Raw genomic sequence first — 13,318 nt, 5'->3', positions numbered from 1 at the left:
CGGGTTTAGAAGTTTACTTTAACATCAAATCCATATTGCGCATAGGGGAATGATCCGCCTGATTCTATTCCCTGCGCGTTGCCCGATGTGTTGGCTGATTCGGGATCTATTCCGCGTGGTGTGTTGCGGTGTATGAGCCAGAGGTTTCTGCCTACGATAGCTGCACGCACACCTTTTACAAAACCATTTTTGAATACTTTGTTGGGAACGGTATATCCGATTACCAGCTCTGTGAGCCTGATGGCGCTGGCATCGTAGGTAATGTATTCTGTGTTGTTGAGGGTATAGTCGCCGGCCAGGAGTGTGGGTTCGGCCCAGATGTTATTGGGCTTGCCGGGTATCATGCGGCCATTTTTGTCGAGTACAATGGCGCCGTTGGCATCGGTGAGGGGGAAGTATGAGTTTTTATATCTTCTTCCTTTTACCCGACTGTCTGCATAGGGCACACGGTTAGCGCCTACCTGCTGGCCAATTCCCATTCTTTCATCTCCGTTCTCACCAAGGATGAAGTTGCTGAAGAACCATTCTTCGCGGCCTTCGAGGCTTTCAAGTGTATTGCCCACTCCATTGGCACGGCCATAAGAAGCTGAATAAAGGCTTCCTCCGGATTTGATATTAACGAGGAAGGAGAAGTCAAAGGCTTTGTAACGTATTGTAGATCCGATAGAGCCCAACCAATCGGGACGGTATGAGCCCACATATTTATTGATATCGGGATAGAGGCGGCCATTGGACTGCACTAAAATGGTATCGCCTACATAGTATGGAATGGTACCCATGATCACACCATAGGGCATTCCCACTACGGCATTGACAGTGGCGCCGAGGTTGCTACCCAACTGAAGTGTAGGCACGCCATCGAGCAATGATATAACGAGGTTATCGTTCTTCGACCAGTTGGCTCTTACATCCCAACTAAAATTTTTCCTGCGCATCACATTGACGCTGGCAGTGAGCTCAATGCCTCTGTTGCGCATTTCTCCTGCATTCACTACGCGCTGGTTAAATCCTGTTTCGTTGGGTGTATTGGCGGTAATGATCTGGTTGGTGCTATTGGCCTGGTATACGGTAGCGGTGATGTTCACCCGTTGTTTAAACAATCCCAACTCTACTCCTATTTCACGAGAAACGGTTTGTTCCGGTTTCAGTTCGTAGTTGTTCAAACGGGTAGAATAGTTGAATGTTGGGTTGCCGAGGAAAAGGCCACCATTCGACCAGTTGGTGGTAAGGGAGTTTGGTGGTGCTGAGTTACCCACTTTGGCCCAAGAGGCTCTCAACTTACCATAGCTAAGCAGGTCTTTGTTTTTCACGAAGTTGCTGAAGATAAAGCTGACGCCTACTGATGGATAAAAGTAGAGGTTGTTTCCATCGGGCAAGGTGGTAGACTTATCGGCACGGGCTGTGACATCTGCATACAGGAAATCCCTGAAGCCTACTGTGGCATTGCCGTACACTGATCCTATTTGTCTTCTCACCAGTGCTTCGCTGGCCCTGGGTTGGGTATTGGCATTGTGAATGCTGGGTTTATCATGTACCAGTAGTCTATCCATAAACGCTTCTCTCACTACTGAGTTAAAGGTTGCGAGGTTGGTGGCAGCGTTGGCTGTAACGGTGAAGTCTGCGTTTATCTTCTTATTGAATTGGAGCATGGCTTCAAAGTTCCAGTTGCGCTCTTCCTGCATACGGTTGGAGAAGAAGCCATCTTTTTGTCTTAATGAACCGAGCTCGCGGTATTCGTATCCCTGGAAGGTGCCGATATCGCCAGTGGCCTGTCCGCGGAAGCGTAATCCTTTGACGATCTCTACCGTAGCGATAACGCCTCCGATGTAACGGTTCCTGGTATCCCTGTTCTCATTTTCATAGAGCATCCAATAAGGATTTTCTACTGTACCATAGTTTCCAAGGCCCGGAGCATTGCCATTGGCATCTGCCCAGGGAGTAAGGGCGGAGAGATTAGTACTGCGTGGCAGGTATACATAGGCCGACATGGGACTGGACGGATTGAGGTTGCGGTAGGTACGGTTCTTCATATCGTCCATGGTGAACAAGAGCCTCGCATCCAATGTCACTTTGGTGCCCAGCTTGCGGGTAGCATACAGGTTCAGGTTATGCTTGTCGCGCTTGTTTTGGTTTTGCAGTACATCATCACTTTTTGTGTAGGTATAGGAAAGCCTGAATGAGGATACTGCATCCGACTTGCTGAGGGCAATATTGGAAGTATTGGTAAGACTTGTTTTATAAAAGTCGGTAACATTCCCTGGCTGTGGGCTATAGCCACCGGACAGGGGTTTGCCTGAAAAGTCATTGTAGGGCTGGCCTAACATGGGAGCGCCCCAGGACCTATCGTTGGTGCCCATATTGATAGCGCCGGTACCTGGGAAAAGCTGGTTGGCACCGCCCACCAATCTTCCTCCGCTGCCTTCTCCATATACATTCTGGTAGGCAGGGAACTCGGTGATGGTGTACCACATCATGTTCTGGTTGACTGAGATGCCCAGGTTCTTATCGCCGGGTTTACCTTTTTTGGTGGTAACGAGAATGGCCCCGTTGGCAGCCATGGAGCCATAGAGGGCTGCCGCGTTGGGGCCTTTCAGCACTTCGATGGATTCTATATCGTCGGGGTTAAGGTCGGCGGCAGTGTTGCCATAGTCGAGGTTGTTCCTTTCGGAAATGTTGTTGGCAATGGGTACGCCATCTACTACCCAGAGTGGCTGGTTGTTGCCGGTGATGGAGCCTTCGCCCCGGATAACCACGCGGCTGGATGAGCCCGGTTGTCCGGTAGTAGTGACCTGGAGGCCGGCTACTTTACCCATCAGTCCGTTTACAATGTTTACATCACGAGCTTCGGTAAGCCGGTCAGCATCTACGCTTTGTGATGAATAGGTTACTGATTTGGCTTTCCGGGTGAGGCCGAGGGCCGACACCACGACTACTTCATCCATATTGTCGGCAACCGGTAACAGGGTAACCTGTATCAGCTCGTTGCCGGTAACCGGCATTTCCCTGCGGGCGAAACCGGAGTGTGAGATAATGAGGACGACGTTGTCGCCGGTGACGTTGAGGCTAAATGATCCGTCGGCTTTGGTGCTGGCACCGTTGGCGGTACCTTTCACCACAATGCTGACGCCCTGCATGGGCTTTTTTGTTTCGTCGGTAATGATGCCCCGAATGGAGCGGGATTGGCTAAAGGCCTGGGCGCTCATGAGCAACAATGCCATGAGCAAGGGGAGGCAGATTCGCATAATCGTTAGTTTAAATATAAAAGCGGGTTGTTTTTTTCATAATAGCAAATCGTTGATTATAAGCAGTAACCCGCATGCCGGTGGTGAGGCCGACAGCGGGATAAGGCTTACGTGTTACAAATGTGGGATGTGGTTCATAATGAATGATTAATAAAAGATTAATGGGGCTTTATGGGATGAAAAAAGTTTGACTTAAACGATTAAGTGATGAGTTAAAAGGTTAATAAGTTGACAGGTTGAAAAGGCGAACTCTTCGATGGTTTCCTTTAGACCAGGGTGAGCCGCCCTTTGAGGGCGACCCACCCTTTGATAACCCTTCGACAAGCTCAGGGTGACAGCTCAATGAGGGTGACAAAATTTACCGTAACAGGGTCAGGTTTCGAGGATGGACTGGAAGTCGCGGGGGAAGTTTTCGCCGTAGAGGGTTTTGTACTCTTTGGCGAAGTTTTCGAAGGCGGTCTTGGCGAGGGAGTGTTTGCCCTGATGGACGAGCGCCCGGCATTTGATGGCCATGGCGTCTTCGTTGACGGGATCAAAATGGAAGATGTCGTTGGCCAGTTTGACCAGGAACTCAGGGTCGTCGGCTATGGAGATCGTACCTGCGAAGTTGAGGTAGGTATCTATAATGTCGTTGGAAACATCGGCCTTGAAGGTCGCCAGCCAGGGGTATTCGAGGTGACTCAGGAACCCACCGCGCCGGGTAATGGCTGCAAGGTCGTTAATCTTTTGGCGTGTGAGGGTTGTTTTACCCTGTACGATCTGGAGGTACTGTTGGTAGTCGACATAGATATTTTCGTAATCTATTTCTATTTTCCAGTTTCCCGTTTCATTGGATAGCTGGCAACCGGGGAGTTTGTCGAGAATGGCTTTTAGCTTGGCGATGTTGACTGAACGGTTGTTGCGGGCGCTCTGTGTGGACTTATCGGACCAGAGTAGTTCAGTAAGTTTTTCCGAACTCACTCCTCTACCTTTTCGAATGGTATAGAGTAATATGATGAGGAAAAGTTCTCTAACGAGTGGTGTGAACTGTTTGGTGATGTCTGCTCCTTCCTGATCTACGACCTGCATTTCGCCGAAGAGGTAGATCGCGTTGGCGGAAGTGGCCGCTGCTGATTGCAGGTTAGCAGGTACAGGTTGCAGGTTACTGGTTGCAGGTGGTGGTATGTTTTGCGTCACAGGCTGTGGATCGGCTTGTGGCGACAATGGTTGCCGGGATCGTTTGTTTTTGCGCAGGATGTAATAAGTTATGGCTGCACCGATGATGATCGCGATCAATAGGTATATCCACCAAGATAAGCCGGCTGTGTTGCCGATCGCGGTATCGCCTGCTCCTACCGGCGGTGCGGCGAGTGCGTATATATTAATAGTGTAAATGCCGTCTTTATCGCCGGTGGCTTGTAATGATGTTGCTGCTATGAGTTGTTTGCTAACCGGGCAATAGAAAAGATCGGCAAAGGAGTTTACATCGCGAAAGGAAAAGGGTATGGCATTGCCCACCAGGGTATAATCTGCTTTATCGAGTGATCCCTGTATCAATTGTAGCTGGCTGCTGTATTTGTAGTTGGGAAAGGCAAGACCGTAGTATCTATTGGCCTTTTCGTCGATAACCAGTGTATTGGCAAATACCACATCTTCTTTGCCGGGTTTAATTTCAAACAGTTTTTTAAAAGTGCGTTTTCCTGCATCGAAGTAAAGCATATCGTAATAGCTTTTCGGTGCAAGGATCTGCTGGCCCGTCTCGCTGCCATAGCCTCCCAATATATAAATACCATCGCCCTGGGCTGTGGCTCCTGCTGCTGCCAGGTAGCGTGGCAATAGTTTATCACCTGTAACCGGTATTGTACTCCAGGTTGCCGTTGGTATATGATAGCGTCGAACAGTATCGCGGTACTGGAAATGCCCGTATCCGTTCAGCAGGTAAATGGATGTATCGTGTGGTGAATAAAACTTATTAAAGTGCCAATAGTCGGTAACTGGTCCGGGCTGAAATTTTTTATCCCAATCGTTGTGTGCAAAATCGTACGTAGCCACGAACCGGTGGTCTATGTACATATTATATAATTTTCCTGTGCTACTGTCGTACAGGGATTGATTGCCGCGCAGCAAGGGTTGCTGTCCGGATGCATATGCAGTGGCTGTGATCTCTCCGCTGAGGGTGGCGTAATTGTATAACGAGTCGGCTGTTACGAGGTAGAGTGTTCCCTGTTTTGGATTGAACGCGAAACCAGGGGCACGGTGTACGGTAAACTGTCTGACGAGGCGCCACTCATAATGGGTATTTTTAATCCATACCGGATTTATGACTGCCGCATCTTTATCGTGTTTATTTTCATGTACACTGTTACCTTCGCGTTCATCCAGCGGCCACCAGTATTTCACTGTTCCCTCCTTCATGATCTTCACGTCTCTGATCTTCATGGGTGGAACGTCTGTAATCTTTGCCTGTTTGTACTGGCTGGCGCCGAAATAATATTTAAAGCAGTCACCCGCTTTCAATCCTACCTTTTGCTGTGTTTGGGTGATAGCGCCATTGTTGAGGATGATCTGATCGTTCTTAAAATCGAACTGTAGTCTGAATTGGTTCCAACGATCGTAGAGGTGGAGTGAATCGAGGGTAAATGCAATGTTGGTGAACTTACCTCCGATAACCAATTTGAACTGGTTGCCGCCTGGTTGCACATCGTAGATGAGGTCAATGTGCTCCTGTTCATTTTTAATCACTCGCAATATATAACCAAAATAATCCCTGCGTCCGGGCAGTATAGTAAGGTCAAAGGTAAGTTCAAAGTCTTCTTGTGCACAGTAATCGCCTCCCGGCAGCAGTTCCAGTGAAGTCCTCTTATCCTGTATGACCTCATGGCTGGCAAAACCCAGGCCATAGGATTGTGCGCTGGCCACGACGGCATGCAAGGTATGGATCAATATAAGCAGTAAGCAGAAAAGTATCTTTCGCGGTCCGGTGTTCATTAATGTTTGTTTGGCAGCATTCACTGTAAATATAACAGTGGTTGTGTTCATAAAAAAGTTGGGTGTTTGGAGGGGGGGTGTTTGTTATTGTGCAACGAGGCCACACTATAAGCGATCATTCATCCGTTTACATTACTCGTTAAAACCCTTGAACTTGTACAGCAGCATTTTTAAGGACCAGGCTAAGAAACCTGTCCATAAATTATTCCGCGAAACGCTGGACGATACGTACGACTACTGGTCGGACATCAGGGACTATGTGTTTCAAAACCGGCCGGGTGCCGAAGAGCTCTGGCATTTTTATCCAAAAGTGGGCTGGCATATCCGTATCAGGTACAACAAGCGTGTTATCGTGTATTGTATTCCTTGTGATAACTTTTTTGCTATCCTGCTCGTGTTGGGTGAAAAGGCTGTACGTGAAGCGCTCGACAGCAGTATTTCGGATGAAGCCAAGCAAATGATCCAGGATGCCGGCGCTCATACCGAGGGTCGAAGTTGCTACATTAAAATCAATGATGACTGTTTTGTCAAGGATATCAAGAAGCTATTGGCTATTAAGTTGTTTGCGAAATCGTGATTATGTAAACTTCCTCTTCTTATTTGTCTTTCTTCACCTATTGCGTTAGTCCCACTTGTTTCTATTATGCCTTTGCTTTGACAGCAGATTTCTCACTCCGCTATCGCTCCGTTCGAAATGACAAAATAAAGGGCGTTCCGTTCGAAATGACAGGAAGGATGAACGAGGTAATAAGGGTCAGGTAAAAGTATGAGGAAGGTCAGTCTACAGGCTGCGGAGGAGTAGTATCTTTGTTGAAACTTCGTTGCTATGGAAACGATCCTGGTTGCTACGGATTTTACCAATGCCTCGCACAATGCTTTTCTGTACGGGCTGGGAATGGCAAGGGCCTTCGGCGCCAAACTCATCCTGTTTCATGCCTGTCAACCTCCTGCTGTGGTCAATGTGGAGCCCGTGATAACATTACCGGAAATAGAATCGGATATCGTGGTGCAAGACCGGCTTCGTCAACACGTACTGGCCGTGGATATTACTGGGATTACCGTGGAGTTATTGCAGGCAGCCGGACCAGTGTCCTCTTCTATCATAGAAACAGCTACTGCACATAAAGCTGGCGTAATCATCTGTGGCATACAGGAAGGAAGCCGCCTGTTACGGAGATTGTTTGGCAGCACTGTTACTGACCTCGCTACCCACACTCCTATTCCGCTTATTGCCGTCCCCGCTTCGGCTCATTATCAACCTCCACATACTATTGCGCTCGCCAGTGATATCGTTCCCGAAGATGGTGAGCATACGCTCGACATGCTGAGTGAGATCGGGCTACGCTTTCATTCCAAAGTATACATCGTGCGCGTGCTGAGTGACCGGTTTGATGAGGTGTATGAATTAAAGCATCATCCTACGCATCTTCATCGCCTGCCACGGGCGCTGGAAACGCAATATGCTTATACGCAACATAAGGATGTGAGTGATGCGTTGTCGTTCCTGGTGCAGACTATGCCGGTGCAGTTGCTGGCTATTGTGCCGCATCAGCATTCGATGTTGGAGAAATTGTTTTTTGGTAGCACTACCAAGGCGATGATTGCTAAGACGACTGTGCCGTTATTAGTGCTTCCGGAGGAGAAGTGATTGTTTATTTTGATGCAGGCTTTGGCCTTATGCATCGTGCTACGATGTTATTATTTTCTTTGCACTTTATTTTTTGCTTACGCAAGGGTTTCGCGCTGCACGCGCGTTGCTTGTCACTTTCTTTTTATTACAGGCAACCAGTCACTTCGCTTTGTAGAAGGCTTTGTTTTATTTGATAGTTGCGGATGGTAACGTAGGAAATGACAGCATTCTACAAATTAAGTTATCTATACAAAAGGGTGAGCCGCTTTCCAAAAGTGGCTCACCCTTTTGTAGTTAGGTTTATATAATTGGGCTAAAGCCCAGAGAGATTTATCGAGTTTAAATCCCGGCCCTAAAGGGCCGGGCAATATGAAGAGATCCATTCTCTTAAATTTTCTAAACTCCGCGGGAGGCGTTGTAGAGTTCGTACCAATCCTGGTTGTCGAGGTCGATGTTGAAGGCATTGACGATGTTGCGAATACGTTGTTCGCTGGTGGTACCAATGAGTGGCAATGCTCCCAGCTTTACTAACCATGCTACTGCTATCGACTCCTGGTCGGCGTTGTATTTCTTTCCTATCTCCTGCAACTTCGTTCTAACACGTATTGCTTTTTCGCTTTGCCCAGTAGCAATCTGTCCGGCTGCCAGCGGTGCTGAAGCCAGCGGACGCATGTAGCGTTGTTTGCTGTAGTCTACCTGTCCGTTGTCAAGCGCCGTCGTGTTGAGCAAGTTCAGCTCAACGTGGTTGGTAACGATCGGCGTTTTGAGGTATGATGCCAACAGCTGGTGCTGGAACACAGAGAAGTTTACCACACCTATGTTCTTCACCTTGCCCGACTCTTTCAGTCTTTGGAGCGTAAGTGCCGTTTCTTCCAGATTGGAAATGGGATCGAGGTTATTGAGCAGGAAGATATCGATGTAATCGGTGCGGAGTTTTTTCAGTGAATTCTCCACACTGGCCAAAATATGTTGTTTTGACGTATCGCAGTGGCGTACGCGTACGTTGGGACGGGCCGGGTGTGGCTCCAACAGTCCGCACTTGGTGAATATTACCAGGTCTTCTCTTTTGATGGAACCTTGTGCGATGGCATTTCCAAACAATTCTTCACACTCATAGCCGCCATATATATCTGCGTGATCGAAAGTATTGATGCCGAGTTCGAGGCAAAGGTTGATGGTCTTCTCCATTGCCTTTGCTTTGTTGTCTACTTCGTGCCAGCGGTAAAATCCATAGATCGCCGGGGATACTTTAGGGCCGGCGTCGCTCAGGTATATCTTATTCATCTTGTTGTTTTTCTGGTTAATATGGATACGCAATTAAGGGCGTTAAGATAGGAAATTCTACTGAAATGGTCGGCAATCGGCAGTCGACAATCGGCAATGCGTTTGCATCGATGGACCAGAGGCCCAGCTACCTATTGGGCGAGGCGGACTTCTTCGCCGGCGGGATCATCGTTGCCATCCTCATTGAGAGAGGGGTTGGCGGATAATGGGTCGGTGACGGATTGTTCGCCAAGTTCGCCTTCTGATTGCTCCACACCGTCGTCGGCTCCGATGGTAGCCAGCTGTTCTTCAAAGGGAACGGGTGTGGCTATGGGGAGTGGTGCAAAACGGGATTCCTGTACGGCACGGTCGGCCTGTACAAGCTGGGTGAGTTCTTCCATGTTGCTGCGGGCTGCCGTGATGTACTCTTCATCATTACGAATAGTGGAGAGGTATTTAAGTGCTTTTTCGTCGTGGGTAAAGAATGTTTTGGCGGCGGTGTCGGCCACTTCGGCCCTGAAGCCTAATATTTTCATCACATCCACTCCTACTCTCAAACTTGTATCGAGGGTTTCGCGGTAGATGTGCAGCATACCCGCATTCATGAGGTCGTATGCATCCCAACGGTTAGATGATCTTACCAGCATCTGCAGGTTGGGGAAATGGTTTTTGATGGTATCAATTACCTCCAACCGCTTTTTAGCATCGCCTATAGCAATTACAATGAGCTTTGCTTTGTGAGCTCCAGCTATTTCGAGGAGGTTGTGGCGGCTGGCATCGCCATAGAATACTTTGTATCCGATTCTGCGCAACCAGTCTACGTTGTCGCTATCGGTATCGAGGATAGTGGTGCTAATGTTATTGGCCCGGAGGAAACGACCGATCGTGTTACCAAAATGGCCATAACCCGCAATGATGACAGGATTGTTCTGTTCGACGATATCGCTTTCTCTTTCTACCAACGTGGCTGCAGCGACAGCACATAGTCGTGGGGTGATGTATTTTTCATTGACCAATATGGCGAGCGGTGTAAGGGCCATCGTAATAGCGACCACTGCTGTTAGCGGATCTGTGACTTCTTTGGGCAAAATGCCTCCCTGTACCGAAAAGCTGATTAATACAAAGGCAAATTCACCGACCTGGCTGAGGCTGAACGTGAAAATGCTGTTTTGCGCTGTGCTCATGCGGAATGCCCTGCCAACGATGAAAAGTACAATCATTTTAAGGAGCATGACTCCCAGTACGAGACCCAATATGAGCAGGGGTCGTTCTATGATCAGTGAAAAGTTGATAGAGGCACCTACAGCAATAAAGAAGAGTCCAAGGAGGAGTCCTTTGAAGGGGTCGATATCGGTTTCGAGCTCATGGCGGTATTCGCTGTTGGCCAGCACAACGCCTGCGAGGAAGGTACCTAATGCCGGGCTAAGGCCTACTGCCGTCATGAGCACTGCGATGCCCACCACCAGGAGCAGGGCTGCTGCGGTAAACATTTCGCGCATGCCTGTTTTGGCAATCAGGCGGAAAAAGGGTGGAATCAAATAGCGGCCTGCCACTACGATGAACAATACTGAACCAAGTACCATGAGGGTTTGTGCCCAGGCAGGCAACGTGCCTGCAAGTCCTGATTGATGGCCTGTAGCAGCTGCATCAGCTCCGTGTGCTCCGAGCAATGGAAAGAGTGCCAGCATGGGGATGACAGCTATATCCTGGAAAAGCAGTACGGCAAAGGAGCTTTGGCCAGAAGCAGCCTGCATCAATCCTTTTTCCTGTAAAGATTGCAATACGATGGCCGTGGACGAAAGGGCAACGATCATACCCAGGGCGAGGGCTTCGCGCCAGGAAAGTCCGATCAGCATGGCTATTCCTGCCACTGCAATGGTGGTAAGGGTAACTTGCATACCTCCCATGCCTACGATCGTACGGCGCAGGCGCCAGAGACGGGATGGCTCCAGTTCAAGGCCTATCACAAACAACATCATGACCACGCCAAACTCGGCAAAGTGGAGCAGATCTTCTCCTTCGGTGCCAATGAACTTGAAGCAGGCCGGTCCTATGATGATGCCCGCGATCAAATAGCCCAGCACAGAGCCGAGGCCAAACCGTTTAGCGATGGGCACCATGATCACTGCCGCTGCGAGATAGATCATGGCCTGGTAGAAGAATGTTTGTTGCATGAACAGGTTTTGCTATTACAAATTTAGTTGTTTATGCCCGCAAGTTTGACGCCATGCTTTTGTACCGGCCGGAATGACAGTTGGTCCAGCATGTGTGGCCTTTGTAGCTGCCAAACCAGATGGTGAAATTCAATGTTCCTGCCGTGGCTGCAGGGTGGGCACTTGCAATGGCCGTTATTTTTGTATAGTTTTAAAGTCCCTAAACCTCCCTTTTTTACCATGGGCATGAAATGTTCTATGATCACTATCAGCCAGCCCGGCACCGTAAACGAGCGTGCTTTGCTGGACAGCCTTGGCTTTACCGATTATACTTTTGTAGAAGATACTACGCTGGAGGAATGTATGTATCCCCGGGACAAATCCATCAATATCGGGTATTTCAACAATCATCTTGTTATTTGTGATGATTTCCAATGTACGGAAGCGCTGGACCAACTGAGGCGACTGGAAACATTAATGGATTACGAGCATGTGCTCACTTCTTTGTTCCCTCAATCGGAAATCCTAACGACGGTTTGCCACAGCGTGGTGAACTATCATGCTTATGCACTGGTGCGGAGCAGCAAGCGGCTTCGCTTCAAATCGATCAGCGGGGATATTCCTGTCACCTCCTATGGTGAACCATTAGCTGAAGAAACTCCTATATATGCTCAATCGTCCATGACAGGCGAACGCCTGTTGTTTCGCAGCTCTTTTGGCACACCTGATGGTCCTTACGAGTATACGGAAGACCAAATGATGGAGGCCTTTGCTTTTGGGGTAGCGAAGCGACATCTTGGTGTGCAAATCAGCACGGGAGAAGACGAGGTGCTGATGTTCAATACTACTTTCAGGAAATACAAACGTGTAAAGTCTGGAAGGGCCGTTTCGCGGGAATCTATTCCTGCTACTATTTCGGCTTCCACTCAAGCAGCAGGCGGCTCCTGGCTGGGCCGTTTGTTGAAATCGTTCCGTGGCAAGGAGTGATCTACAGGTATTGTATTTTGTCGCATTTCCCTCCTACGTTTGTCGTTTTCGCACATCCTGATTCATGGATGGAGGTTGTATTTTTATGGTAGTTGTTTCACTTTTAACTCTTTTGCATATGGCTACCAGTATGAAAAATGCACCGACGACTATCGATGCTTATATTGCCAGCTTTCCACCGGATATTCAAAAGATATTGCAACAGATACGTGCAACTGTGCGAAAGGCAGCGCCCAAGGCCGAAGAAGCAATCCGCTACGCCATGCCTGCTTTTTTGCAGGACGGTCACCTCGTGCTTTTTGCCGCGTTCAAAAATCATATCGGCTTTTTTCCTGCGCCAACAGGTGTGGCCAGTTTCAAGGCAGCGCTTGCCCCGTATAAGACGGGCAAGGGTTCTGTTCAATTTCCGCTCGATCAACCCATGCCTGTTGGCCTGATCACCAATATCGTTAAATATCGCATCAAGAAGAACGCTGAGGCTGCTATGGCCAAGGTTGCCGGGAAGGTGAAGGCTGTGCCTGGGAAAAAGAAAGCGGCAAAACGTAAGCAATCTTAATGGGTTTACAAGTTGAGAAGTTGACAGGTTGAAAAGGGAAATCTTCCTGTTCAATTTCAAAGAACTACATTTATAATGAAGCAGGGGCACCAGCAGCCCTGCTGTTTTTGGTAAAAACTGCACTTTTAATCAACTACGCTATTTTAATACTCTATCTATACCGTATCTATAGGGCATCTATACCTCATCTATACTCTACCCTGCCTTGATCTTCGACCGATCCGTTTGTCAAATCGTCTTTTCTGTCATTTCCGCTGTCCAATTGTCACTCATAGTGTAGTCAATCAAATGTAGTGCTAAAATGTAGTAACAGTAAATGTGCATGAGCCGTTTCCGGTACAGGTAAGGCCAGATTATTCGTTTTGATCCCTTTCGGTATTTTTGATACGAAAGGACGAGAACTATTCCAGCTACAAGTGCGCATGTGTACGAAAAAGTATTATCTCTATTTTATAGTTGGACCTCTCAACAAAGTAATATTAGCCTTTCAACAAAACCGGTTATTTGTTTTTTATAGAAT

Annotated in this window: 8 protein-coding genes; 4 read left to right on the top strand and 4 right to left on the bottom strand. The window is 48.3% G+C overall.

Translation table 11 applies throughout. The features are described 5' to 3' along the window. Positions 1 to 5 precede the first annotated feature (5 nt). A complete protein-coding gene (locus AC5JBY_RS11250) occupies positions 6 to 3,242 on the bottom strand; it encodes a SusC/RagA family TonB-linked outer membrane protein (protein ID WP_495904683.1) in 3,237 nt (1,078 codons plus the stop codon). A gap of 372 nt (positions 3,243 to 3,614) precedes the next feature. Then, complete coding sequence (locus AC5JBY_RS11245; protein ID WP_495904682.1) at positions 3,615 to 6,260, bottom strand: AfsR/SARP family transcriptional regulator; 2,646 nt, start codon at positions 6,258 to 6,260, stop codon at positions 3,615 to 3,617. A 103-nt stretch (positions 6,261 to 6,363) separates the two neighbouring features. On the opposite strand from AC5JBY_RS11245, the gene AC5JBY_RS11240 reads away from it, so the two are divergent. Continuing rightward, complete coding sequence (locus AC5JBY_RS11240; protein WP_495904681.1) at positions 6,364 to 6,786, top strand: DUF3788 family protein; 423 nt, start codon at positions 6,364 to 6,366, stop codon at positions 6,784 to 6,786. A gap of 249 nt (positions 6,787 to 7,035) precedes the next feature. Further along, the gene (locus AC5JBY_RS11235) at positions 7,036 to 7,857 is read left to right on the top strand and encodes a universal stress protein (protein WP_495904680.1); all 822 of its coding nucleotides are present in this window, start codon (positions 7,036 to 7,038) and stop codon (positions 7,855 to 7,857) included. A 378-nt stretch (positions 7,858 to 8,235) separates the two neighbouring features. Here AC5JBY_RS11235 and AC5JBY_RS11230 read toward each other — a convergent pair whose 3' ends face one another. Next, positions 8,236 to 9,123, bottom strand: a complete 888-nt coding sequence (locus AC5JBY_RS11230; protein WP_495904679.1) for an aldo/keto reductase — start codon at positions 9,121 to 9,123, stop codon at positions 8,236 to 8,238. Between the two features lie 131 nt (positions 9,124 to 9,254). Beyond that, the gene (locus AC5JBY_RS11225) at positions 9,255 to 11,276 is read right to left on the bottom strand and encodes a monovalent cation:proton antiporter-2 (CPA2) family protein (RefSeq protein WP_495904678.1); all 2,022 of its coding nucleotides are present in this window, start codon (positions 11,274 to 11,276) and stop codon (positions 9,255 to 9,257) included. Between the two features lie 219 nt (positions 11,277 to 11,495). On the opposite strand from AC5JBY_RS11225, the gene AC5JBY_RS11220 reads away from it, so the two are divergent. Together AC5JBY_RS11220 and AC5JBY_RS11215 are read left to right on the top strand one after the other, a co-directional pair. Further along, a complete protein-coding gene (locus tag AC5JBY_RS11220) occupies positions 11,496 to 12,242 on the top strand; it encodes a DUF6928 family protein (RefSeq protein ID WP_495904677.1) in 747 nt (248 codons plus the stop codon). Between the two features lie 118 nt (positions 12,243 to 12,360). Further along, complete coding sequence (locus AC5JBY_RS11215; protein WP_495904676.1) at positions 12,361 to 12,798, top strand: iron chaperone; 438 nt, start codon at positions 12,361 to 12,363, stop codon at positions 12,796 to 12,798. The last annotated feature ends 520 nt before the right edge of the window (positions 12,799 to 13,318 follow it).

Source organism: Paraflavitalea sp. (genome assembly GCF_059502485.1).
Note: the sequence above shows the minus strand (reverse complement) of the source record. Positions and strands in the feature narration are given on the sequence as shown.

Coding starts and splice junctions, on each gene's coding strand:
- AC5JBY_RS11250 (WP_495904683.1), bottom strand. CDS start 3,242: ATGCGAATCTGCCTCCCCTTGCTCATGGCATTGTTGCTCATGAGCGCC.
- AC5JBY_RS11245 (WP_495904682.1), bottom strand. CDS start 6,260: ATGAACACAACCACTGTTATATTTACAGTGAATGCTGCCAAACAAACA.
- AC5JBY_RS11235 (WP_495904680.1), top strand. CDS start 7,036: ATGGAAACGATCCTGGTTGCTACGGATTTTACCAATGCCTCGCACAAT.
- AC5JBY_RS11230 (WP_495904679.1), bottom strand. CDS start 9,123: ATGAATAAGATATACCTGAGCGACGCCGGCCCTAAAGTATCCCCGGCG.
- AC5JBY_RS11225 (WP_495904678.1), bottom strand. CDS start 11,276: ATGCAACAAACATTCTTCTACCAGGCCATGATCTATCTCGCAGCGGCA.
- AC5JBY_RS11220 (WP_495904677.1), top strand. CDS start 11,496: ATGGGCATGAAATGTTCTATGATCACTATCAGCCAGCCCGGCACCGTA.
- AC5JBY_RS11215 (WP_495904676.1), top strand. CDS start 12,361: ATGGCTACCAGTATGAAAAATGCACCGACGACTATCGATGCTTATATT.